Origin of the sequence: Qipengyuania sp. ABI-127-1 (assembly GCA_022953095.1) — a bacterium.
Classification (GTDB): Bacteria; Pseudomonadota; Alphaproteobacteria; order Sphingomonadales; family Sphingomonadaceae; genus Qipengyuania.
In genome coordinates, this window is the sequence record JALJCR010000001.1 from 717197 (window position 1) to 737857 (window position 20661).

At 63.8% G+C, this 20661-nt stretch carries 30 protein-coding genes; 23 read left to right on the forward strand and 7 right to left on the reverse strand.

The genetic code is table 11. From position 1 onward, the window contains the following. Window positions 1-106: 106 nt before the first annotated feature. Window positions 107-904 carry an SDR family NAD(P)-dependent oxidoreductase gene (locus tag MUY37_RS03390; RefSeq protein ID WP_499194004.1) on the forward strand — a complete coding sequence of 266 codons (798 nt, stop codon included), beginning with the start codon at window positions 107-109 and terminating at the stop codon, window positions 902-904. A gap of 22 nt (window positions 905-926) precedes the next feature. Here the strand turns inward: MUY37_RS03390 and MUY37_RS03395 are convergent, their stop codons facing one another. From MUY37_RS03395 to MUY37_RS03410, 4 genes are all read right to left on the reverse strand, one after another. Further along, window positions 927-1904, reverse strand: coding sequence for a GGDEF domain-containing protein (locus MUY37_RS03395; RefSeq protein WP_499194005.1), 978 nt, complete (start codon window positions 1902-1904; stop codon window positions 927-929). Window positions 1905-2019: 115 nt separating this feature from the next. Beyond that, window positions 2020-2667: a guanylate kinase gene (gene gmk / locus MUY37_RS03400; RefSeq protein ID WP_499194006.1), complete on the reverse strand. Its 648-nt coding sequence runs from the start codon at window positions 2665-2667 to the stop codon at window positions 2020-2022. A 55-nt stretch (window positions 2668-2722) separates the two neighbouring features. Next, a complete protein-coding gene (locus tag MUY37_RS03405; protein WP_499194007.1) occupies window positions 2723-3172 on the reverse strand; it encodes a hypothetical protein in 450 nt (149 codons plus the stop codon). A gap of 35 nt (window positions 3173-3207) precedes the next feature. Then, window positions 3208-3711, reverse strand: a complete 504-nt coding sequence (locus tag MUY37_RS03410) for an SspB family protein (RefSeq protein ID WP_499194008.1) — start codon at window positions 3709-3711, stop codon at window positions 3208-3210. A gap of 113 nt (window positions 3712-3824) precedes the next feature. Here MUY37_RS03410 and hisB point away from each other — a divergent pair, with 113 nt between their 5' ends. The 10 genes from hisB to MUY37_RS03460 all read left to right on the forward strand — a co-directional run bounded on the left by hisB (window position 3825) and on the right by MUY37_RS03460 (window position 8878). Then, window positions 3825-4418, forward strand: coding sequence for an imidazoleglycerol-phosphate dehydratase HisB (gene hisB / locus MUY37_RS03415; RefSeq protein WP_499194009.1), 594 nt, complete (start codon window positions 3825-3827; stop codon window positions 4416-4418). Continuing rightward, the gene (locus tag MUY37_RS03420; protein WP_499194010.1) at window positions 4411-4542 is read left to right on the forward strand and encodes a hypothetical protein; all 132 of its coding nucleotides are present in this window, start codon (window positions 4411-4413) and stop codon (window positions 4540-4542) included. The genes hisB and MUY37_RS03420 overlap by 8 nt, the downstream gene beginning before the upstream one ends. Next, window positions 4535-5161 carry an imidazole glycerol phosphate synthase subunit HisH gene (gene hisH / locus MUY37_RS03425; RefSeq protein ID WP_499194011.1) on the forward strand — a complete coding sequence of 209 codons (627 nt, stop codon included), beginning with the start codon at window positions 4535-4537 and terminating at the stop codon, window positions 5159-5161. The genes MUY37_RS03420 and hisH overlap by 8 nt, the downstream gene beginning before the upstream one ends. Before the next feature lie 34 nt (window positions 5162-5195). Further along, window positions 5196-5924, forward strand: coding sequence for a 1-(5-phosphoribosyl)-5-[(5-phosphoribosylamino)methylideneamino]imidazole-4-carboxamide isomerase (hisA, locus tag MUY37_RS03430; RefSeq protein ID WP_499194012.1), 729 nt, complete (start codon window positions 5196-5198; stop codon window positions 5922-5924). After that, a complete protein-coding gene (gene hisF, locus MUY37_RS03435) occupies window positions 5921-6691 on the forward strand; it encodes an imidazole glycerol phosphate synthase subunit HisF (RefSeq protein ID WP_499194013.1) in 771 nt (256 codons plus the stop codon). The genes hisA and hisF overlap by 4 nt, the downstream gene beginning before the upstream one ends. A 77-nt stretch (window positions 6692-6768) precedes the next feature. Beyond that, entirely contained in the window at window positions 6769-6930 is a 162-nt protein-coding gene (locus tag MUY37_RS03440; RefSeq protein ID WP_499194014.1) for a hypothetical protein, read from the forward strand. A gap of 33 nt (window positions 6931-6963) precedes the next feature. Then, window positions 6964-7278, forward strand: coding sequence for a phosphoribosyl-ATP diphosphatase (locus MUY37_RS03445; RefSeq protein WP_499194015.1), 315 nt, complete (start codon window positions 6964-6966; stop codon window positions 7276-7278). Continuing rightward, a complete protein-coding gene (locus MUY37_RS03450) occupies window positions 7278-7661 on the forward strand; it encodes a histidine triad nucleotide-binding protein (protein WP_499195105.1) in 384 nt (127 codons plus the stop codon). The genes MUY37_RS03445 and MUY37_RS03450 overlap by 1 nt, the downstream gene beginning before the upstream one ends. Window positions 7662-7958: 297 nt before the next feature. Continuing rightward, the gene (ykgO, locus tag MUY37_RS03455) at window positions 7959-8084 is read left to right on the forward strand and encodes a type B 50S ribosomal protein L36 (RefSeq protein WP_050599643.1); all 126 of its coding nucleotides are present in this window, start codon (window positions 7959-7961) and stop codon (window positions 8082-8084) included. A gap of 188 nt (window positions 8085-8272) precedes the next feature. Next, window positions 8273-8878 (forward strand): HAD family hydrolase, encoded by a 606-nt coding sequence (locus tag MUY37_RS03460; protein WP_499194016.1) that lies wholly within the window; start codon window positions 8273-8275, stop codon window positions 8876-8878. Window positions 8879-8950: 72 nt separating this feature from the next. Here MUY37_RS03460 and MUY37_RS03465 read toward each other — a convergent pair whose 3' ends face one another. Continuing rightward, on the reverse strand, window positions 8951-9295 hold the full coding sequence (locus MUY37_RS03465; RefSeq protein ID WP_499194017.1) for a DUF8200 family protein: 345 nt from the start codon (window positions 9293-9295) through the stop codon (window positions 8951-8953). 184 nt (window positions 9296-9479) lie between these two features. Here MUY37_RS03465 and MUY37_RS03470 point away from each other — a divergent pair, with 184 nt between their 5' ends. From MUY37_RS03470 to MUY37_RS03485, 4 genes are all read left to right on the forward strand, one after another. Then, the gene (locus MUY37_RS03470; protein ID WP_499194018.1) at window positions 9480-10034 is read left to right on the forward strand and encodes a winged helix-turn-helix transcriptional regulator; all 555 of its coding nucleotides are present in this window, start codon (window positions 9480-9482) and stop codon (window positions 10032-10034) included. Window positions 10035-10075: 41 nt separating this feature from the next. Beyond that, window positions 10076-10351 carry a hypothetical protein gene (locus MUY37_RS03475; protein WP_499194019.1) on the forward strand — a complete coding sequence of 92 codons (276 nt, stop codon included), beginning with the start codon at window positions 10076-10078 and terminating at the stop codon, window positions 10349-10351. Window positions 10352-10466: 115 nt separating this feature from the next. After that, entirely contained in the window at window positions 10467-10817 is a 351-nt protein-coding gene (locus tag MUY37_RS03480) for a hypothetical protein (protein WP_499194020.1), read from the forward strand. Between the two features lie 58 nt (window positions 10818-10875). Continuing rightward, complete coding sequence (locus MUY37_RS03485; protein WP_499194021.1) at window positions 10876-12090, forward strand: aspartyl protease family protein; 1215 nt, start codon at window positions 10876-10878, stop codon at window positions 12088-12090. A 46-nt stretch (window positions 12091-12136) separates the two neighbouring features. On the opposite strand, the gene MUY37_RS03490 is transcribed toward MUY37_RS03485, so the two are convergent. Next, window positions 12137-13645, reverse strand: coding sequence for a YifB family Mg chelatase-like AAA ATPase (locus MUY37_RS03490; RefSeq protein WP_499195106.1), 1509 nt, complete (start codon window positions 13643-13645; stop codon window positions 12137-12139). Window positions 13646-13804: 159 nt separating this feature from the next. Between MUY37_RS03490 and MUY37_RS03495 the strand changes: the two genes are divergently transcribed. The 6 genes from MUY37_RS03495 to yihA all read left to right on the forward strand — a co-directional run bounded on the left by MUY37_RS03495 (window position 13805) and on the right by yihA (window position 18236). Then, window positions 13805-14695, forward strand: a complete 891-nt coding sequence (locus MUY37_RS03495) for an alpha/beta hydrolase (protein ID WP_499194022.1) — start codon at window positions 13805-13807, stop codon at window positions 14693-14695. Window positions 14696-14835: 140 nt separating this feature from the next. Beyond that, a complete protein-coding gene (gene rpmH / locus MUY37_RS03500; protein ID WP_006833929.1) occupies window positions 14836-14970 on the forward strand; it encodes a 50S ribosomal protein L34 in 135 nt (44 codons plus the stop codon). A gap of 87 nt (window positions 14971-15057) precedes the next feature. Then, window positions 15058-15441, forward strand: coding sequence for a ribonuclease P protein component (rnpA, locus tag MUY37_RS03505; RefSeq protein WP_499194023.1), 384 nt, complete (start codon window positions 15058-15060; stop codon window positions 15439-15441). Continuing rightward, window positions 15438-15647, forward strand: a complete 210-nt coding sequence (gene yidD / locus MUY37_RS03510; protein WP_499194024.1) for a membrane protein insertion efficiency factor YidD — start codon at window positions 15438-15440, stop codon at window positions 15645-15647. Before rnpA ends, yidD begins: the two co-directional genes overlap by 4 nt. A 67-nt stretch (window positions 15648-15714) precedes the next feature. Next, complete coding sequence (yidC, locus tag MUY37_RS03515; RefSeq protein ID WP_499194025.1) at window positions 15715-17493, forward strand: membrane protein insertase YidC; 1779 nt, start codon at window positions 15715-15717, stop codon at window positions 17491-17493. Between the two features lie 89 nt (window positions 17494-17582). Beyond that, window positions 17583-18236: a ribosome biogenesis GTP-binding protein YihA/YsxC gene (yihA, locus tag MUY37_RS03520; RefSeq protein WP_499194026.1), complete on the forward strand. Its 654-nt coding sequence runs from the start codon at window positions 17583-17585 to the stop codon at window positions 18234-18236. Window positions 18237-18390: 154 nt separating this feature from the next. Here yihA and MUY37_RS03525 read toward each other — a convergent pair whose 3' ends face one another. Beyond that, complete coding sequence (locus tag MUY37_RS03525) at window positions 18391-18810, reverse strand: VOC family protein (RefSeq protein WP_499194027.1); 420 nt, start codon at window positions 18808-18810, stop codon at window positions 18391-18393. A 290-nt stretch (window positions 18811-19100) separates the two neighbouring features. Here MUY37_RS03525 and MUY37_RS03530 point away from each other — a divergent pair, with 290 nt between their 5' ends. Together MUY37_RS03530 and MUY37_RS03535 are read left to right on the forward strand one after the other, a co-directional pair. Beyond that, window positions 19101-19763, forward strand: a complete 663-nt coding sequence (locus MUY37_RS03530) for a glutathione S-transferase family protein (protein WP_499194028.1) — start codon at window positions 19101-19103, stop codon at window positions 19761-19763. Then, complete coding sequence (locus MUY37_RS03535) at window positions 19730-20656, forward strand: S1/P1 nuclease (protein ID WP_499194029.1); 927 nt, start codon at window positions 19730-19732, stop codon at window positions 20654-20656. The genes MUY37_RS03530 and MUY37_RS03535 overlap by 34 nt, the downstream gene beginning before the upstream one ends. Window positions 20657-20661 lie beyond the last annotated feature (5 nt).

Below are 20661 nucleotides of genomic sequence, written 5' to 3' on the forward strand. Positions count from 1 at the left end.
CACCACTCCCAGTCATTGCGAGCGAAGCGAAGCAATCCGGGGGGCGGCAAAATGGATTGCCGCGTCGCCTGCGGCTCCTCGCAATGACTGATTTGGGAGAATTGCAATGACACTTGAAGACCTGTTCAGCCTCAAGGGGCGCGTAGCGCTCGTCACCGGCGGAAGCCGTGGCATCGGCAAGATGATCGTCGAAGGCTTCCTCGCCGCCGGGATCGAGCGCGTCTATATCAGCGCGCGCAAGATCAACGAGATAGAGGAAACCTGCGCCGAACTGGGCGAGCGTGTGATCGGCATCCAGGGCGACCTGTCGACCCTGGACGGGATCGACGCGCTGGTGGAAGAGCTTTCCAGCCGCGAGAACAAGCTCGACATATTGGTCAACAATGCCGGGGCTGCCTGGGGCGTGGACTACCTCGAATTTCCCGAGGCGGGCTGGGACAAGGTGATGGACCTCAACGTCAAAACGCCGTTCTTCCTCACGCAGAAGCTACACACGCTGTTGACCGCGGCTGCCAGCGCGGAGCGACCGGGCAAGGTGATCAACATCACCTCGGTCGACGGCCAGCGCATCAACCCGTGGGAGACCTATAGCTATCAGGCTTCGAAGGCGGCGCTGATCCACCTCACGCGCCGGATGGCCGCGCGGCTGGTCAACGACCATATCTATGTCACCAGCCTTGCGCCGGGGGCCTTCCCCTCGAACATGAATCGCGCCGCACGCGATTTCGAAGAGCAGTCCGCTGCGGGAATTCCCAGCAAGCGCGTGGGCGACAAGCTCGATATGGGTGGAACCGCGGTCTATCTTGCCAGCCGGGCTGGCGATTACACCATCGGGGAAACCGTCACCATCGATGGCGGCATCGTCAACGCTTTGCTCCCGAACCACTTCGCCCAGGCCGGGTGAGGGGGGCGGCGAAGGGCGGCCGTCAGGCCGAGAGGATGCGATTGCGACCTTCGGATTTGGCGCGGTAGAGCGCCTGGTCAGCCTGTTTCAGCGTCGCGGCATTCGCATCCGCGCCGCCGGCTGCCAGCGCCACACCTCCTGAAAAGGAAATGAGGCCCATCGGCTGATCCGTCTCGCGCAGCTTGAATTCCTTTCTGGCGAGCTCGTGCCGGGCAAGGTCGAGCAGGTTCACGCCTGCTTCGACATTGTCCGACGTCATGATGACGATGAACTCCTCGCCGCCCCAGCGCCCGATGAAATGGGGACGGCAGATGTCTTCCAGTGTCTTCGCCACAAGTTTGAGCACGCGGTCGCCCACGCTGTGACCGTAGCGGTCGTTTACCGACTTGAATTTGTCGATGTCGCATAGCGCGATAACGCGTGGCTCGCCCGCTTCGGCCAATTCGGCAAGATGGACTTCGATCGCGCGGCGGTTGGCGAGTCCCGTCAGTTCGTCGCGATGGGCATCGTTGCGCGCCGCCTCGAGCTCTTCGCGCAGCTCCTTCACCTCCCGCATGGCATCGGTCAGGCGACTTTGCGCCTGTTCCGACTGTGCGATCATGCGCCCGACGATCGACAGCGTATTGCCGCTGTCGCCGGAAAATTGATCGGCCTCCTCGGTCAGTTCGCGGGCGAAGGCGCCCGTGGCGTCCGCGGCCGAAGAGGCAAGCTCGCCCAGCTTGATCGTCTGGTGACGCAGATGGGCGGCGCGCTCGCCCTGCGCCTTGTCCGTTAGGCCATAGATCGCCGCGCCGCCATGGCGGTCGAAGATCGTGTCCACCTCTTCCTGCTTGATGCGATAGCCTTCGTCGACGATTTCCTGAATGGCGCGGCCGATCGGCGATCCGCTATCGAACAGGGCAATATAGGCGAGCGTATAGTTTTGCGGGCTCGGGGGCAGGCGATGGCTTTTCAGGAAAGCCATCGTCTTGTCGCCCTTTTCGAAATCAACTGCGGCCATCGCTATCCTGCAAGATCGAAGTGATATTGCGACAAATCGCACGAGCGATCCTGCCGCGCAACGATTGACATTTCGCGTTCCGGTTGCGGTTTTGCGCGCCGGATCATGATCGGTTTCAAGCCATCAGCTCGCGGACGAAAGGGATGAGCCCCGTCTGCCGCTGGCGCTTCATGCGCTCCGCATCGAGGATCTCGCGGACCTGATCGAAGCAAGCCTCGACGTCTTCGTTGATGACGACGTAATCATAGGCATCCCAATGGCTGATTTCCGCCCGCGCGCGCTCCATCCGCGCGGCAATCACCGCGTCGCTGTCGGTTCCGCGGCTCCGCAGCCGACGCTCCAGTTCGGCGATGCTGGGCGGGAGGATAAACACACGCACTACGTCCTGCTGGTCTTTCTGGAACAGTTGCTGCGTGCCCTGCCAATCGATGTCGAAAAGGAAATCCTGCCCTTCTTTCAGTGCGTTGCGGATCCTGCCTTTGGGCGTGCCGTAACGGTGGCCGAACACATACGCCCATTCGTAGAAGTCGTCTTCCGCGACCATTTCGTCGAATTCGGCATCGTCGACGAAATAGTAATGCACGCCGTCGATCTCGCCGGTTCGGGGCGGACGCGTGGTGACGCTGACCGACAGCTTGATCTCGTCATCGGCATCCAGCAGCATGCGCGAGATTGTCGTCTTTCCCGCTCCGCTGGGCGAAGAGAGGATGAACATGAGGCCCCTGCGGGCGAGCTTGTCGTGCGAGACGGTGGAATCGGCCATGCGCGCTGTTGGCGCATGGAGCAGGGACTAATCAACCCCCGCACCCGGTATCCCCTTAAATCTTGCCGTCGGGATCGGCCTGACGGCGCAGCGTCCGATTGCCCTGGCGGCGCGATTTGCGCCGCGACTGGCTGCGATCGAACAAGACCTTGAGCGCCAGCCCCGTACCGACGATCAGCGCACCGGGGACCGATTTGGTCGCTACCTTGGTCACACCATAGGCGGCAAGCGTGTGCACCAGGCTGCGGTTTTCGACCGCGTCCTTGGCGAACTGTTTGCCATATTGCCGGCCCAGCACCGCTTTTTCGACTGCCATGCGCGACAGGCGGCCGGCGCTGCGCAGCATGATGTCATGGATGATGAGATTGGTGGCCGGGTTGGGGCTCGGCCCGGGGACGGGCTCGTCCTGGTCCGGCAGTTTGTCGGTCGCCCGTTCGAGCGTGTCGCCCACCACATCGGTCAGGTGATTGGGTTTGTCTTCTTCGGTAAGGCCGAGTTTAGCCATGTCCTGCCCCGTTCCATGCCGGGAAGGCCCGGCGCCTATTTCTTGCGGCCGAAATCGACCGTGACGACATTCGAGCCGTCTTCCGATCCTTCAACGGCTGCGTCATCGCCCTGTTCCGTGCCATCGTTTTCGGGATGTTCGGTGGGCGCGGGACCCATATCCGCCACCGTGGCCTGGAACTGCAGCCCGAAATCGACCGCCGGATCGACGAACTGCGTGATCGCGGCATAGGGAATGTCGAGTTCGGCAGGGATCTGGTTGAACGACAGGCCGACCGCGAAGCCATCTTCGCGCACGTTCAGGTTCCAGAACTTGTTTTGCAGCACGATGGTCATCTCGTCGGGGAACCGTTCGCGCAGGCTGGCCGGGATCGAGACGCCCGGGGCGTGGGTCTTGAAAGTTATGTAGAAATGATGCGCGCCGGGCAGTTCGCCGCCACCCTGCTCGATCTCGCCGAGCACCCGGCCGACCACGGCACGCAGCGCTTCCTGGACGATGGAATCATAGGGGATCAGGCTGTCGGGCGTGTCGTCGCTCATGAGGCGTAGGTGGAGCGGCAGGCGGTCCGGGTCAAGCGGTTTAAGCGCGTCTTTACCCTGTGGATAGGCGCATTTTCTTGCACGGCGACGCCCGCCCCTCTAGCGCGGCTGGCATGCGTACAGGCCGGATCGAACGAAATACCGCGGAAACCAGAATTCTCGTCGAGGTCGATCTCGACGGAACGGGCACATACGATGTCGCGACGGGCATCGGTTTTCTCGATCATATGGTCGAACAGTTCGCCAAGCATTCGCTGATCGACGTGACGCTGAAGGTGACGGGCGATCTGCATGTCGACCAGCATCACACCACCGAAGACAGCGCGCTGGCGCTGGGGCAGGCGCTGGCCGCCGCATTGGGCGACAAGGGCGGGATCGCGCGCTACGGCAGCGCCTATTCGCCGATGGATGAAACGCTGGCGCGGGTCGCGCTGGATATTTCGGGGCGGCCCTATCTCGTCTGGCGCGCGGGCTTCAGCCAGGAAAAGCTGGGTGAATGGGATACCGAGCTGATCGAGCACTGGTTCCATTCGGTTGCCCAGACCTGCGGCCTGACTCTGCATGTCGAACTGCTCTACGGCGTCAACAACCACCATATCTGCGAAGCGATCTACAAGGGGTTCGCCCGCGCGATGCGCGCGGCGGTCGAGGTCGATCCGCGCAAGGGCGGGGCGATCCCGAGTACGAAAGGTCAACTCGGTGGCTGATCGTGCCGGATGGGCTGCGCGGCAGCCGCAAGGCCGCCCGGCCGCCCGCAGCGACGCGATCTTCGATCGCCTGAGCGAGGAGGTCGCGCGCCCGGAGGGGCGTGCGGAACGCAGGAATGGCTGAGGTCATCGCGCTGGTCGATTACGGGGCCGGCAATCTTCATTCGGTGGAAAACGCCCTGCGCAAAGTCGGGGCGCATGTCACTGTCACCGCCGATCCCGATGTGATCCGCGCGGCGGACCGGATCGTGCTGCCCGGTGTCGGGTCATTCAAGGCCTGCGCCGAAGGGCTGCACGCCGAAAAGGGCGCGGTCGAAGCGATGCACGAACGCGTCTTTGTCGGCGGGGCGCCCTTTCTGGGCATTTGCGTGGGGATGCAATTGCTCGCCACGCGCGGGCTCGAACATGGCGAGACGCCCGGCCTGGGTTGGATCGACGGTACGGTGCGCCTGATCGAGCCGACCGACACCAGCGTCAAAGTGCCGCATATGGGCTGGAACGATGTTGCGCCCTTGCCGCATGCCCATGGGCATGAAGTGGTGGCCGAAGGCGAAGCCTATTTCCTGCATTCCTACCATTTCAAGGTCCGCCACCATGAGGATGTGCTGGCCATGACCGATCATGGCGGCGGCCTCGTCGCTGCCGTCGGGCGCGACAATTTCCTTGGCGTGCAGTTTCACCCCGAAAAGAGCCAGGCCTATGGGCTCGATCTGCTCTCCCGCTTCCTCGAGTGGACCCCGTGACCATGCGCCCGCTCCCCAGACCGGACCGAAAACTATGATCGTCTTTCCCGCCATCGATCTCAAAAACGGCGAAGTCGTGCGCCTCGCGGAAGGCGATATGGACCGCGCGACCGTTTATGGCGACGACCCTGCGGCGCAGGCGAAACTGTTCGCCCGGGCCGGTGCGAGCCATCTCCATGTGGTCGATCTCGACGGGTCCTTTGCCGGCAGCGCGCAGAACCGCGAAGCGGTCGAGGGCATCGTTGCCGCCTTTCCGGGCAAGGTCCAGCTCGGCGGCGGAATCCGCACTCCGGCCGATGTCGAGGGTTGGCTCGAAGCGGGGGTCGAACGCATCGTGATCGGCACCGCAGCGCTCAAGGACCCGCAATTCGTGAAGGCCATGGCGCGTGATCACGCCGGGCGGATCGTGGTCGCGGTCGATGCGCGCGATGGCATGGTCGCCACCGATGGCTGGGCCGAGGTTTCCGACGTCTCGATCGTCGACATGGCGCGGCGGTTCGAGGATGCGGGCGTTGCCAGCCTGCTGTTTACCGACATCGGTCGCGACGGACTGCTCAAGGGCGTCAATATCGACGCGACCGTGAGCCTGGCGCGGCAGGTGGAGATTCCGGTAATCGCCAGCGGCGGGGTCAAGAATCTCGTCGATATCGACACGCTGATGCAATTCGCGGGCGAGGGGATCGAAGGTGTGATTACCGGTCGGGCACTTTATGACGGGCGGCTCGACCTGGCGGCGGCGCTGCGCGTGGCAGAGCGCGCATGACTGTCCGCATCCGCGTCATACCCTGTCTCGACGTGGCCGACGGGCGCGTGGTCAAGGGGGTCAATTTCGTCGACCTCAAGGACGCCGGCGATCCGGTCGAGCAGGCGCAGGCCTATGACGCGGCGGGCGCGGACGAACTGTGCTTCCTCGACATTTCGGCCAGCCATGAAGGGCGCGGCACCTTGCTCGACATGGTTCGGCGGACTGCCAAGGTATGCTTCATGCCGCTGACAGTGGGCGGCGGGGTCCGCAGTGCCGAGGATGCGCGCGCCCTGCTGCTGGCCGGTGCGGACAAGGTCGCCATCAATTCCGCCGCCGTCAGCAACCCCGAACTGGTCTGCGAGATTGCCGAGAAATTCGGCAGTCAGTGCGTCGTCGCCAGCATCGATGCGCGCGCCTCGACCAGTGGTGAGGTGCGCGGGTGGGAAATCTTCACCCATGGCGGACGCAAGCCGACCGGGATCGATGCGGTCGAACATGCCATCCGGCTGGCCAAGCTGGGGGCGGGAGAATTGCTGGTCACTTCGATGGACGGCGACGGGACGAAACGGGGCTACGACGTCGAACTGACGCGCGCCATCGCCGATGCGGTTTCTGTCCCGGTCATCGCCAGCGGGGGTGTGGGCACGCTCGACCATCTCGTCGAGGGGGTAACGCGCGGCCACGCCAGCGCGGTGCTCGCCGCGTCGATCTTCCACTTTGGCGAGCACACGATTGCCGAGGCCCATGCGGCTTTGCGGGCGGCAGGCCTGCCCGCCCGGGGCTGACCGCCTGACCTGTCCCGAGGCGGGACACGGGCTCGGCGCGCCGCTGCGCAATTTTTAGCAAATGGTATAAATACGCCATGACCAGCCAGTTCATATCGCTGGCCGCGCAATTCGCGGATCTCGGTGGCCCCGCCGGCATTGCCGCGCGCCTGGTCGAACCGAGCGCGCTGACGCTCCTTGCCATCGGGATGGCGGGCGTGCTGGTCGGCCGTTTCCTGATGGGCCGCAACTCCGATTGACGCTGCGCGCATGGGCCGTGCATAGCGCAGGCCATGGATACGCTTACCCGCCTCGAACAGACCATAGCGCAGCGGCGCCAGGCCGACCCTTCGCAAAGCTATGTGGCGAGCCTTCATGCCAAGGGCCTGCCCCAGATCGCGCGCAAGCTGGGCGAGGAAGGGGTAGAGGCTGCGGTCGCGGCCCTGTCGGGCAGCAGCGAGGAACTGATCGGCGAGGCGGCCGACATTCTGTTCCATCTTCTCGTCACTCTGAATGCGCGCGACATTCCCTTTGCCGCGGTGCTGGCCGAACTGGACCGGCGCGACGGGGTTTCGGGAATTGCGGAGAAAGCCAGCAGGAGCCAATGATGCCGATCGATCCCACTCAGCCCTATGACGACGAGAACATCTTCGCCAAGATCCTGCGCGGCGAGATCCCCTCGACCAAGGTGTATGAGGACGAGTGGGCCTTTGCCTTCGAGGATATCAATCCGCAGGCCGAAATTCATACGCTGGTGGTGCCCAAGGGGCGCTATGTCAGTTGGGACGATTTCGCCGAAAAGGCGAGCGATGCGGAAATTGCGGGCTTCGTGCGTGCGGTGGGCAAGGTGGCCCGCGATAAGGGGCTGGTCGAGCCCGGCTATCGGATGATGGCCAATATCGGCGCGCATGGCGGGCAGGAAGTGCCGCATCTGCACGTACATATCTTCGGCGGGCAACCCCTCGGCCCGATGATAGCGAGGCGCGGTTAGCCGCGCGGGTTCGAACCTGGCCGGTTCGGGCACTGTACCGCGTACCACCTCGCCTTCTCTTGCGCGCGCGGCGGCCCGGATGGTCCATCCCGCTCCCGGCCACGTGTAAGATTCCGCGCCGTGGGCGATCGGGAGAGGGGGCGAAATCGAACGGCAAGGGCAAGACGGATATCCCGACCCTATGCAACAAAGACTCACTCTTGCCTTGACCGAATCCCCGCCACGCTTTAACGGCGCGCTTGATTTCGGCGCGTCGGAATACCATTTCCGGCGCGTATTTATTTGACGAGAGACATCATGAAGATCCGTAACAGCCTCAAGTCGCTCAAGGGCCGCCACCGCGATTGCCGCGTCATTCGCCGCCGCGGGCGCACCTATGTCATCAACAAGACCAATCGCCGCTTCAAGGCCCGCCAGGGCTAAACGGCGCGCCGCCCGGCGAGGGTGGCAAACGTCTTGCAGACAAGGCCCGGCCCCGACGAGGGGTGCGGGCTTTTCTGTTTTGTGCGCCTTCGACATCCGTCGAAGGCTTGTGGGATGGCACAGCAAAGGTCGGGACGGATGTCCCGACCGCACACGGCAAAGACTCAATAACTCAGGACACCCTCCCCATGACCATCCAGGCTGTCGTCTTCGATGTCGGGCGCGTCCTCTACCAATGGCAGCTTGCGCACCTGTTCGAAAAGATCGTCGCCGACCCGGCGCGGCTTGCCACCGTGCTGGACGAGGTCGTGACCGAGGAATGGCATTTCGAACACGATCGCGGCACGCCGCTTGCCCAAATGGTGCCCGAGCGGATCGCCCGCTATCCGGAGTACGAGACGGAAATCCGGGCCTATGCCGCGCGGTTCAACGAATCCATTCCGGGGCCGGTGCCGGGCAGCCTCGCTTTGGTCGAACAGCTCGACAAGCGCGGTGTGCCGCTGTTCGCGATCACCAATTTCGGGGCGGAATTCTGGGCCGGTTTCCGTCCGACCGCGCCGATCTTCGACCGGTTTCGCGATATCGTGGTGTCGGGTGAGGAGAAGCTTGCCAAGCCCGACCCGGCGATCTTCGCCCTGGCGGAGGAGCGCTTCGGTCTGCCAGGCACGGACATGTTGTTCATCGATGACAACCGCGCCAATGTCGAAGCCGCCGCGGCGTGCGGCTGGCAGGTCCATCATTTCCTCGATGCGCCGAGGCTCGAACGCGATCTGGCAGCGCGTGGACTGATATAAAAAGGCCCCGGCGATCGCTCGCCGGGACCCTCAAGTCGGCCACCCTATGGAGGGGGCGGGGATGGAGACGGTTCAGTCGTTACATTTCGCCAGCTTGTCGGAATCGAGTGCCTTGTTTCGGGCCGTGAAGGCAGCGATTTTGCCATGTTCGCGCTGGAGTTCGCGGCAGACGCGAAGCGGACGCGAATTGGCCTTCTGAGCGACGCAGGTCGTGCCCTGGCAGTTCCACGCGACGCCGGCGGCGACAGTGGTGGTGCGCTGGGCAACCGGCTGGGCCAGTTCGGCGGTGTAGAAAGGTGCGCTCGAACGCGCCTGGGCTGCGGTAGGGGCGATAGTGGCGCCCAGAGCCAGCGAAGTGTAGGCGAAGGCGGCGGCAAGGGCGCCGAATTTCGCCTTCCGGGGGGACATGGAGGTCATGGGGGGTCCTTACCTGGTTGCAATTTTTTCAAGGGCGGTTGAGGTTCTTGCAATTGAGTTTCAAAAAGCAACCCGTTGCTAACCGCTACCTATGATCGTCTATTGTGCAGTGCAACCATTTTTTCGAAAAATTTGGCAAAGTCGGTTTTTGCGCTAGATAGGTTGTCTGAAGAGGACTGACTTTATGGGTGACATCCGCGAACCGCTCCGTGAACTGACCGAATGCGGCCTGCCGCAGGCTCTCGAAGTCATGGGGGAACGATGGTCCTTCATGATCCTGCGCGCCAGCTTCAATGGGCTCCACCACTTCGAGGAATTCCTCAGCGAGCTTGGGATTGCGCGCAACATCCTGTCGAATCGTCTCGCGAAGCTGGTCGAGCACGGCATTCTGCGCCGCGATCCCTGCGCGGACGACAAGCGCAAGATCGAATACCGGCTGACCGATAAGGGGCTGGATCTGCTGCCCGCCATGGTTGCGCTGCGGCAGTGGGGTCAGAAATACGGCGCCGAAGTGGTCGAAAACCCGGTTCTCGTCGACGAACGGGACCGCCTGCCGATCGGTCCGACCTCCATCCTCAGCCATGACGGGCGGATTCTCGGCCCGTCCGATCTGCATCTCGTCGACCGCGCGAATCTCGGTATTCGGGCCGATGGCAGCAGGGCCGAGCCCGCCGATGGGCTGAAAACGAGCGAGGTCGTGCATATCGACCCCGCTCGCAAATCCAGAGATGCCGCCTGACGGAAGCGGTCCGGCGCACGCGTGACGGGCGCTACATCATCGTGCGTGGCCGCTTGTGGCGCGCCAGCAATCCGGCGCTTCCCGAAACCGAGCGAAAGCGTCTCGTCGACAGTCTGATGGATGCGCGGCGGGCCGTGGCGACGGCACGGCGTGCGGGCGATGCGGATGCCGAGCGCGAGGCGCGCGCGCGGGTCCATGGCGCCAAGATTGCGCTGGGCGAGCGTGGCCCTGTCTGGTGGGCCGACGGCGCGCCGGACTATACCCGTCATCTGGTGGAGAACACGCCCTATGCCGATCCGGCCATGATCCGCGGCTAGGCCTCGCCACGGCGCGGTATTGGCTGCGTGACGTCATCGTTAAAACGATCTCAACATGTCGTTGGCAAATTGACGATCATTCGCGAATCCCACCAGAATTGCCGGACCAAATCCCGTGATTGAAATCGAAGTCCAGAACGAAACGCATCAGAACGTGCATCGCATCAAGGCGATGGCCGTCCCGCGCATCGGGGAAGGCATCCGGCTTCGTGAACCCAACGGGAAATGGGCCTCGTACGACGTGCTCGACGTGTGGTACCAGCAGGCCGAATTCGGCGAGGTCTGGATGCCCTATATCCATGTCCGCATGACGCCGGACGAACTGAAGGCCGTCGACATGGCGCAGTCGAATCCGCTGGTCGACAGAAGCCAGGCGGTGCCGATCGAAGATTTCCTGTCGAAATTCGAAGGCGACCGCGAACATGAAACGGTCAAGCTGAACCTCGACCTGAGCGAGGCCGACTGACGTTCACCGGCGCTTCATTCGGGCCTCGCTAGCCGCCACCCCATCTTGGGGAGGTGGTATGACAGGTCGTTCCGTCGCGCTGATCGCGCTCCTGCTTGGTGCACCGGTAGCTGCCCAGCCGTCGCTGAACGAAGTGCTCCTGCGGCCAATCGGGATCGAACGCTCCGCCGTCCTGACCGAGCTGCCCCTGACGATCCGCAGCGGGAAGCTGCATATCGAAGCCGAGGTCGATGGCCGGGCGGGCGAATTCCTGTTCGACACCGGATCGCCCACCGTCCTGTCGAGGCAGTTTGCGGATACGCTCGACCTTGAGGTGATCGGACAGAACACCGGGATCGATTCGCACGGCAATCGGGTCACGATGGAGTTCGCTATCGTCGACCGGCTGGTGCTGGGCGGTGTTGCATTCCGGCGCGTCCCCGTCCTTATTCACGATTTCTCGAAAGCAGGCATGGGGCGCTGCCTTGTAGGCAATGGCCTCATCGGCTCGGAAATCTTCGATGGCAGCGTCTGGCGGATCGATACCCAGGCGAAACGGCTTTCGATCGCCACCAGCGCCGAAAACCTGCCAACGCAATCCGCCGATACCGTGCGCGCGAAACTGTATGACGCGGGCTATCCGCACGCTCCGATCCTCGACTATTCCGTCGGCAATTTCGCCGACAAGGCTATGTTCGATACCGGTAATGCAGCCAATATTGCATGGTTCGAAAGAGCGACCGAACATCCCGACGTTCGCAACGCGATCGCTTCGGGGAGCTTGAGCCATGGCCGCGGCTATGAGGGGGAGTCGGCGGGCGGTCTGAGCGAGGTTGGAGAGCTCACGCGGTTCGATGCGTCTCGCGTGTCGTTCGAATCGGGCGGACTGACAGATGCGCCGTCGATCACGAGATCGAACGCGCCAACCCTCTTCGGCGCCGGGCTTCTCGAAAGCTACATCGTCACGCTCGATTATCCGGGCGGACAGGTGACGTTCGAACGACGGTCCGAACCTGCCCCGCTACGGCGTGTGGCGGATTACGGGATCGCGATGATCGAAGGGCGCGCGATCGTCGCGCGACTCTTCGCCGGGTCCCCGGCAGCCCGTGCCGGTCTGGAACTGGGCGACGAGGTGATCGAGGTGAATGACCGCTCCATGCTATACGGCGACGAAGCAAGTTACTGTGGCGCGGTGAACTGGCTCGTCGATCGCTTCGATCCCAACGAAGCGGCCCAGATCGTGGTGCAAAGGGGCGACGAAACGTTGCGCCTCAGTATTCCGGCGCCTGGCTGAGCTGGCCTCTCTCACAACCGCAGCGCGGGGTCGAGAGGCCCCGTCCTCACGCCCGCGGCGGCTGCCTGCGGTAGCTGAGCGCCTCGGCCACATGAATCCGACCCACGCTTTCCGCCCCCGCCAGGTCTGCGATCGTCCGCGCGACGCGTAGCATGCGGGTATAGCTGCGCGCCGACAGCCGCATGGCGGTGGCGGCCTGCATCAACAGCGCACGACCGGCCTCGTCCGGCCCGGCGAATTCTTCCAGCGCGTCGCCGTCCAGTCCGGCATTGGTGCGCGCGCCGGTCGTATCGGCGCGGGCGGTCTGGCGCTGGCGGGCGGCCATGACGCGCGCGGCGACCTGATCGCTGCCCTCGGCGGGCGGGGGCAGGGCAAGGTCGGCGGCGCTGACCGGATCGACTTCGACATGCAAATCGATCCGGTCGAGCATCGGCCCCGAAACCTTGCCCTGATAATCGGCGGCGCAGCGGGGCGCGCGGCTGCATGCCAGCGCCGGATCGCCCAGATGGCCGCACCGGCACGGATTCATCGCGGCGATCAGTTGAACATCGGCGGGAAAGGTGACGTGCGCATTGGCGCGCGCGACATCGACCTTGCCGGTTTCAAGCGGCTGGCGCAGCGAATCGAGCACCGCGCGCTGAAATTCGGGCAGTTCGTCGAGGAACAGCACGCCCAGATGCGCCAGACTCACTTCGCCGGGCTTCACCCGTAGCCCCCCGCCGGTCAGCGCGGCCATGCTGGCCGAATGGTGCGGCGCGCGAAACGGGCGGGTGCTGCTGATCCGGCCTTCCTCCAGCGTCCCGGCAACCGATTGCACCATCGAAACCTCCAGCGCCTCGGCAGGCGAAAGCGGCGGGAGGATGCCGGGTAGACAGCTCGCCAGCAGCGATTTGCCTGCGCCAGGCGGACCGATCATCAACAGATTGTGCCCGCCCGCGGCCGCGATTTCGAGCGCGCGCTTCGCGGTTTCCTGCCCTTTGACCTGTTTGAGATCGGCGCCGCCCGGTTCGCTTTCGACCACGCCGGGTTTCGGATCGGGCAGGTGCTGCGTGCCCTTGAGATGGTTCAGCAGGCTGGCCAGATCGGGCGCGGCGCAGACCGGCACCTCGCTGGCCCAGCGCGCTTCGCTCCCCTGTGCCTTGGGGCAGATCAGCCCGACTTCCGCCTTGCTCGCATGGATCGCCGCGAGCAGCACGCCGGGCGAGGGCACGATCCGCGCATCGAGCGCCAGTTCGCCCACCGCGATCCAGTCGCCCAATTGCTCGGCATCGGTCACGCCCATCGCCGCGAGCAGCGCCAGCGCGATCGGCAAGTCGTAATGCGAACCTTCCTTGGGCAGATCGGCAGGTGAGAGATTGATCGTGATCCGCTTGGGCGGCAGCGCGAGGCCCATGCTGGCCAGCGCGGCGCGCACGCGCTCCTTGCTTTCGCCCACCGCCTTGTCCGCCAGACCGACGATATTGAATTTGGGCAGGCCGGGCGCGACCGAGCACTGCACCTCCACGCCGCGCGCTTCCAGCCCCAGATAGGCCACGGTTTTGACCAGAGCGACCAGCGTTAACCCCCATACCGTGTTCGTACGTAACCGATGACGCGAAACCCCCGGATTGTCGAGGGTTAATCACGTCCATCACGGTCCAAAGGAATATGGTTAACAACGAGTTAACCATACCTCTTGAGCAGCTGGAAAGCGGGCGAGCGGCAAAAATTTGCCATGTTCCGAATAACCGCAATTCTCGCATCCGCCCTCGCCACACTCTTTGCAGCGCCTGCATCCGCGCAATCGCTGGCCTTGGTCAGCCTGCCGGTCGTCTATGTATCGAGCCCGGTGGTCCAGTCGACCCATCAGGGCAAGGCAATCGCTCCGGCGGCACAGGTTCGCCCCATCGCGCAGCCGCGTGTGGAACGGCAGAACCTCGCCGCCATGCGTCCGCAGACATACCAGCCGGGTGCATTGCCAGCGTGGAAGGCACCGACCTTCATCGACCGCCGCTTGCGCAATTACAATCGCGGGCTCGCGCAATATGGCCCGTTCCGCGTCATCGACGCGCGCCGCGTGGCGCTGGTGGGCGAAACCGATGCCAGCACGCCGGGCTTTTTCCGGGCGATGATGCGTGACTTCCCCGGGCTCGAACAGCTCGATATGGTCGAATGTCCGGGTACGCGCGATGATCGTGCCAATCTCAAGGTCGGCCGGATGATCCGCGAAGCCGGGCTGGTCACGCATGTTCCGGCGATCGGTTCGGTCCGTTCGGGTGCGGTCGAGCTGTTCTTCGCCGGTGTCGAGCGCGATATTGCGCGCGGTGCCGAATTCGCGGTGCATAGCTGGATGGATGTCCACGGCCGCGAGGCGGACGATTTTGCGATGGATGCGCCGGAGAATCGCCAATATCTCGACTATTACCGGGAAATGGGCATGAGTTCCGACCAGGCCCGCGCCTTTTACGAATTCACCAATTCGGTGCCGCACCGCCGGGCGCTATGGCTGGATGCCAGCGATATGCGCCGCTGGACAGGACGGGTGCAACAGGCCAAGCGCCCCGCGCAACGCAAGCCTGCCCGGCCCGCCCCGACGCTGGCCTATGCCAACGTCACCTTTTCCTGACGCGTTGTTGGACTTGACCTCGGGGCTGGTTTCGCTTAGGCGCGCGGCCCTGTAGGCGGTCGCTTGAACAAGCGGCCCTTTTTGTTGGTGCGAATCGTTCGGGCCGACAGCCAACCAAATTCTTTTGTAAGGACGATCCGATGAAGCGGACATTCCAGCCCTCGAACCTCGTGCGCGCCCGTCGCCACGGTTTCTTCGCGCGTAAGGCTACTCCGGGTGGCCGCAAGGTCCTGCGTGCGCGTCGCGCTCGCGGTCGCAAGAACCTCTGCGCGTGATGTGAAACGCCGCGCTTTCGTACGCGGCGATTGTCACGACCAGCCAGCGGGCTCCCCTCGGGGAGCCCGTTCGCGTATCTGACGTCCATGCATCCGAATCTTTCCGTCATCCGCAAGCGCAGCGATTTTCTCGCGGCGAATCGCGGACTGCGGGTGGCGCGGCCCGGCTTCGTATTGCTCACCCGGCCCAATGACGGGCAGGGCAAGCGCTACGGCATCACCGTGACCAAGAAGATCGGCAACGCCGTTGTGCGCAATCGCATGAAGCGGCGCTTTCGCGAGCTGCTGTGGGCTGCGCTGCCCGAACAGGGGCTGCCCGATCACGATCATATCCTGATCGGGCGCGAAGGCGGGGTGGAACGCGATTTCACGACCCTGCGCGACGAACTGACCGTGGCGCTTACGCGTGCGGCCGAGGGCAAGGGCGACAAGCAGCGCGCACCCCGCCACCGCCGGAGCAGGCGCGCGTGAAGTATCCGCTCATCTGGATTGCCCGGCTGTGGCAGCTCGGCCCCAGCCGCATCCTGCCGCCCACCTGCCGCTATCACCCTTCATGCAGCCAATATGCGATCGAGGCCTTGGGAAAATACGGCGCGATCAAGGGTGGATGGATGGCCTTCAAGCGTATATTGCGCTGCAATCCCTGGGGGGGCCACGGCCACGACCCGGTGCCTTAGAGCTGTCTTGACAGGCTAAGACACCACCCCACATTCATATTTCGACCGGACAAAGACGGGACCGACCTTGGACAACCAGCGTAACCTGATCCTCGCCATTGCGCTCTCCTTCCTGCTGTTGCTGGGATGGACATCGGCGATGGACTATTTCTATCCGCAGCCGGAACAGGCTCTGGTCGAAGACCGGGCGGATACACCGACCGAGCAGGCGAGCCAGGCCGCGGCCACCAAGCATTCGCGCACTGGCGGGCTTGTCGATCCGGCGATGCGGGCGCAGGAAGTGGCCGACCTCAAGGTCGCGCTCGCCAGCCCCGACCGCGTGCGGATCGACGCCCCGCGCGTGGCCGGCTCGATCAACCTGCGCGGCGGTGTGATCGATGACGTCGTGCTCAAGGGCTATAACGAGACCACCAAGGACGAGAGCGAGCCGGTTCGCGTCTTCTCTCCCAACGGTACGCCCGCGCAGCAATTCGCCCAGTTCGGCTGGGTCGGATCGAACCTCAAGGTGCCCGGCCCGCAGACGCTATGGGAAGCCGATGGCGATGTCCTGACCGCCGACACTCCCGTCACACTCACGCATGACAATGGCCAAGGCCTGACCTTCTCGATCCGCTATTCGATCGACGACCAGTATATGGTCACTGCCGAACAGTCGGTCGCCAACACCAGCGGGAATCCCGTGGTCGTGCAGCCCTTCGGCCTGGTCAACCGCACCAGCCGTACGGCCAGCGAAGATTTGTGGATCGCCCATTCCGGCCCGATCGGCGTGTTTGGCGACACCGCCGAATACGATATCGATTACGACGATATCGACGAAGACCAGCGCGTATCGCCCGAGGGGCGCACGAGCTGGGTCGGTTTTACCGACATTTACTGGCTCGCCGCGCTGGTCCCGCAGGACGACACTGCGCCCGAGACGACGTTCCGCGCGATGGGCAACGAGACCTATCGCGCCGACATGATCTATGACGCGACGACCATCCCGGCGGGCAGCGCACTTACCGTCTCGTCGCGCCTCTATGCGGGTGCGAAGGAAAGCGCGGTGCTGGACAGCTATGAAGATGCGGGCCTGCAGAAATTCGGCCTCGCAATCGACTGGGGCTGGTTCCGTTGGTTCGAAAAGCCGATGCTGTGGCTGCTGCGCACGATCTACGATGCGGTGGGCAATTTCGGCATCGCGATCATCGGCCTGACCTTCATCGTGCGCGGGCTGATGTTCCCGATCGCGCAGAAGGGCTTCGCCAGCATGGCCGAAATGAAGGCGATCCAGCCGAAAATGAAGGCCATCCAGGAGAAGTACAAGGACGACAAGCAGAAGCAGCAACAGGAGATCATGGAGCTTTACAAGAAGGAGAAGGTCAACCCGGTCGCGGGCTGCCTGCCGATGTTGCTCCAGATCCCGGTGTTCTTCGCGCTCTACAAGGTGCTCTATCTCGCGATCGAGATGCGTCACCGCCAGTTCCTGTGGATCGAGGATCTCTCCGCGCCCGATCCGGCCAACCTCGCCAATGCGCTGTCGCTGGTGGGGATTGAGGTGCCGCAGTTCCTGATGATTATCTTCGGCCTCGGCGTGCTGGCCGTGCTGCTCGGCTTCACCATGTGGCTGACCTTCAAGCTGAACCCCAGCCAGATGGACCCGATGCAGCAGAAGATCTTCGACATCATGCCGTGGATCCTGATGTTCGTGATGGCGCCCTTCGCGGCCGGCCTGCTGCTCTACTGGGTGACCTCGAACATCCTCACTGTGGCGCAGCAGAAGTACCTCTATTCGAAGCACCCGCAATTGAAGGCCGCGATCGAGGAGGAGAAGGCCAAGAAGGCGGCCGATGCGGCCAAGGCGGGTTGATTGAAACACCCTCCGTTCGTGTCGAGCGGAGGCCGAAGGCCGTAGTCGAGACAGGTGTCTCGACTGCGCTCGACACGAACGGATTTGATATGGACGAGCAGGAAAAAGGCGAACGGGCCGAACTCGAAAAGCGGGCGAACAAGCTGTTCTCGGGCCGGGTGGATTTCCTCCTCTCGGCCCCGCAATTGAAGTTCCTGCCCGAACCGACCGTGCCCGAAATCGCGTTTTGCGGACGCTCCAACGTCGGCAAGAGCTCGCTGATCAATGCGCTCACCGGGCGCAAGGCCATCGCCCGCGCCTCGGTCACGCCGGGCCGCACGCAGGAGCTGAACTTCTTCGAGGTGGGCGAGCCGACGCTGTTTCGCCTCGTCGACATGCCCGGATACGGCTTTGCCAAGGCGCCGGTGAAAGTGGTCGAGAAATGGAAGAACCTCGTGAAGACCTATCTGCGCGGCCGCCCCGTGCTGGCCCGCACGCTGGTGCTGGTCGATGGGCGCCACGGCCCCAAGGAAGTCGACCGCGAGATGATGAAAATGCTCGACGAGGCCGCCGTGGGCTACCGCGTCGTGCTGACCAAGGCCGACAAGATGAAGGCCAGCGAACTCGCCAAGGTGATCGAAGCAACCGAAGCCGAAGCCCGCAAACACGTTGCCGCCTATCCCGAAGTGCACGTGACCAGCGCGGAAAAGGGCATGGGGATCGGCGAGCTAAGGGCTGCGGTGCTGGCGGACGCGGGGGTCTGAACCCCGAGCCCCATTCGGGTCATTGCGAGCGCGGCGAAGCAATCCATGGCCGGACCCTTGCGAAATTCCCTGGGGTCGCGGCTCTGGCGAGTTTTCGCGCTGGATTGCCGCGTCGCCTGCGGCTCCTCGCAATGACAGGAAATGGGACTTCGAACTAACTCGCAAACAGCATCGCGTCGTCCGCAAAGGCTTTCATTTCCAGCGCGTTGCCGCTGGGGTCGCGGAAGAACATCGTTGCCTGTTCGCCGGGCTGGCCCTTGAAGCGGATCGTCGGCGGTATCGCGAATTCCACGCCTGCCGCCTGAAGCCGGTCGGCCAGCGCCTGCCAGTCCTCCATCGTCAGGACGATGCCGAAATGCGGGACCGGCACGCCGTGGCCATCGACATGGTTGCTGGCCCTGTCGCCCGTGTGACCGGGGGCAAGGTGGGCGACGATCTGGTGGCCGTAGAAGTCGAAATCGATCCATTCCGCACTGCTGCGCCCTTCGTGGCAGCCCATGGTCCCGCCATAGAAAGCGCGTGCGGCGGCAAGATCGTCGACGGGGAAGGCGAGGTGAAAAGGGCGCAAGGTCATGGCTCCGATCCCTACGCCGCCCTTGCCGGGGCAGGAAGCGCTTTCCTACATGGCGCAGTTTCTGCCAGAACCAGTATCGATCCAGCCAGGGCAAGCGAGGGGGCGGGGGCATCCCCCTTTTTCAACCCGACATGGATTTGTTTCAACAGATTGAAATACAGTCATAATGTTGGTGATTGCGGTGGGTGACACAGTGTCTCCTTTGTCACCCATATGTCACCCTGCCTGTTCAGCCTCGACACTGCCAAGCTGAACCTTTACCGCCGCGCCACGCAAGGTGGGATACACGCATGAAACTGATCGTCGGCAATAAGAACTATTCGAGTTGGAGCCTGCGCGGCTGGCTGGCGGCCAAGCAGTCGGGCCTGTCTTTCGAGGAAATCACCGTCCCCATGTTCGGCGAGATGTGGGACGCCATGAAGTCGGGTGATGGCGGCACGCAGCCCTCGAGTGGCAAGGTCCCGATCCTGTGGGACGACGAAGCAGTGGTGTGGGACAGCCTCGCGATCCTCGAATATCTGGCCGACAAGGTGGGGCGCGATCGCTTCTGGCCCAAAGATGCCGTGGCGCGCGGGATGGCGCGATCCATGGTCGCGGAAATGCACTCCTCCTATGCCGCATTGCGCAGCGAATGCCCGATGAATGTGCGCAAACGCTTTGACGGCTTCGAACCGAGCGAGGCGTGCAAGGCCGACATATTGCGCATTCTCGGCCTGTGGGCGGAAGCGCGCAGCCGCTTCGGCAATGGCGGGCCGTTCCTGTTCGGGACCTTCGGTGCGGCGGATGTCTATTTCGCCCCGGTAGTGTCACGGTTCATCAGCTACCAGATCCCGGTCCCCGGTTTCGCCGCCGCCTATATGCAGGCCGTGTGGGAGCATGAGTGGATGACGGCATGGATCGAAGCATCGGAAAGCGAAGAGTGGGTCATCGAACAATACGAAACCATTGCCTGACCGTTTTTGCGGCGCTGGTCGCGCTGCTGCTGCCCGCGCAGGCGCAGGCTTGGGGGTTCTACGCGCATCGGGTGACCGCCGATATCGCGCAGGCGAACGTGCGCCCCGAAACACGCGCCGAGATTGCGCGATTGCTCGAGGCGGCACCGCTGTTGGGCACGCCCGATTGCGCGCTGGACAGCCTTGCGGACGCTTCGGTCTGGGCCGATTGCGTGCGCCGCGATCGCGACCGCTGGGGCTATACCGCGCAGTGGCACTATAAGACCGCGCCGATCTGCGAGGAGTATTCCGCCTTCGCCAATTGCCCCGGCGGGGCCTGCGTCAACGGCCAGATCGAGCGCGCGATGACCGTGCTTGCGCGGCGCAACCTACCCGACAACGTGCGGCTCGAGGCGCTGGCGTGGCTGGTCCATTTCACCGGCGACATCCACATGCCGCTGCATTCGGGCGACAAGGACGATCGTGGCGGCAACGATCGCGAGACCGATTACGGCATCGTACCCTCGCTCAACCTGCACTGGATCTGGGACGGCCCCATGGCCGAACGCGCGATAACCTCTGCGCGGCCCGCGCTGGTGCGCCGCTACGACAGGGCCGAACGCGCCGCGCTGGCAGGCGGCACCCCCGCCGACTGGGGGCGTGAAAGCTGGCAGCTCTCGCGCGAGCTGGTCTATCCCACCGCTTTCGACACGGACGATCCGTGCGCGGGGGGCCTGCCCGACAAGACCGCGCTGACGCAGGAAGACATCGTGGCGCAACTGCCCGCGCTGCGCCGCCGTGTACAGCAGGCCGGACTGCGCATGGCCGAATTGCTCGACGAGGCGCTGGGTCCTGCCCAAGCATCGGAGCGCGGCGTTCGCCCTTTCCGCGCCCCACCGCGCGGAGGCGACTAGCGATC

Excerpts from the sequence above, each read along its gene's own strand:
- MUY37_RS03390 (WP_499194004.1), top strand. The coding sequence starts at position 107 with ATGACACTTGAAGACCTGTTCAGCCTCAAGGGGCGCGTAGCGCTCGTC.
- MUY37_RS03395 (WP_499194005.1), bottom strand. The coding sequence starts at position 1,904 with ATGGCCGCAGTTGATTTCGAAAAGGGCGACAAGACGATGGCTTTCCTG.
- gmk (WP_499194006.1), bottom strand. The coding sequence starts at position 2,667 with ATGGCCGATTCCACCGTCTCGCACGACAAGCTCGCCCGCAGGGGCCTC.
- MUY37_RS03405 (WP_499194007.1), bottom strand. The coding sequence starts at position 3,172 with ATGGCTAAACTCGGCCTTACCGAAGAAGACAAACCCAATCACCTGACC.
- MUY37_RS03410 (WP_499194008.1), bottom strand. The coding sequence starts at position 3,711 with ATGAGCGACGACACGCCCGACAGCCTGATCCCCTATGATTCCATCGTC.
- hisB (WP_499194009.1), top strand. The coding sequence starts at position 3,825 with ATGCGTACAGGCCGGATCGAACGAAATACCGCGGAAACCAGAATTCTC.
- hisH (WP_499194011.1), top strand. The coding sequence starts at position 4,535 with ATGGCTGAGGTCATCGCGCTGGTCGATTACGGGGCCGGCAATCTTCAT.
- hisA (WP_499194012.1), top strand. The coding sequence starts at position 5,196 with ATGATCGTCTTTCCCGCCATCGATCTCAAAAACGGCGAAGTCGTGCGC.
- hisF (WP_499194013.1), top strand. The coding sequence starts at position 5,921 with ATGACTGTCCGCATCCGCGTCATACCCTGTCTCGACGTGGCCGACGGG.
- MUY37_RS03440 (WP_499194014.1), top strand. The coding sequence starts at position 6,769 with ATGACCAGCCAGTTCATATCGCTGGCCGCGCAATTCGCGGATCTCGGT.
- MUY37_RS03445 (WP_499194015.1), top strand. The coding sequence starts at position 6,964 with ATGGATACGCTTACCCGCCTCGAACAGACCATAGCGCAGCGGCGCCAG.
- MUY37_RS03450 (WP_499195105.1), top strand. The coding sequence starts at position 7,278 with ATGCCGATCGATCCCACTCAGCCCTATGACGACGAGAACATCTTCGCC.
- ykgO (WP_050599643.1), top strand. The coding sequence starts at position 7,959 with ATGAAGATCCGTAACAGCCTCAAGTCGCTCAAGGGCCGCCACCGCGAT.
- MUY37_RS03460 (WP_499194016.1), top strand. The coding sequence starts at position 8,273 with ATGACCATCCAGGCTGTCGTCTTCGATGTCGGGCGCGTCCTCTACCAA.
- MUY37_RS03465 (WP_499194017.1), bottom strand. The coding sequence starts at position 9,295 with ATGACCTCCATGTCCCCCCGGAAGGCGAAATTCGGCGCCCTTGCCGCC.
- MUY37_RS03470 (WP_499194018.1), top strand. The coding sequence starts at position 9,480 with ATGGGTGACATCCGCGAACCGCTCCGTGAACTGACCGAATGCGGCCTG.
- MUY37_RS03485 (WP_499194021.1), top strand. The coding sequence starts at position 10,876 with ATGACAGGTCGTTCCGTCGCGCTGATCGCGCTCCTGCTTGGTGCACCG.
- MUY37_RS03495 (WP_499194022.1), top strand. The coding sequence starts at position 13,805 with ATGTTCCGAATAACCGCAATTCTCGCATCCGCCCTCGCCACACTCTTT.
- rpmH (WP_006833929.1), top strand. The coding sequence starts at position 14,836 with ATGAAGCGGACATTCCAGCCCTCGAACCTCGTGCGCGCCCGTCGCCAC.
- rnpA (WP_499194023.1), top strand. The coding sequence starts at position 15,058 with ATGCATCCGAATCTTTCCGTCATCCGCAAGCGCAGCGATTTTCTCGCG.
- yihA (WP_499194026.1), top strand. The coding sequence starts at position 17,583 with ATGGACGAGCAGGAAAAAGGCGAACGGGCCGAACTCGAAAAGCGGGCG.
- MUY37_RS03525 (WP_499194027.1), bottom strand. The coding sequence starts at position 18,810 with ATGACCTTGCGCCCTTTTCACCTCGCCTTCCCCGTCGACGATCTTGCC.
- MUY37_RS03530 (WP_499194028.1), top strand. The coding sequence starts at position 19,101 with ATGAAACTGATCGTCGGCAATAAGAACTATTCGAGTTGGAGCCTGCGC.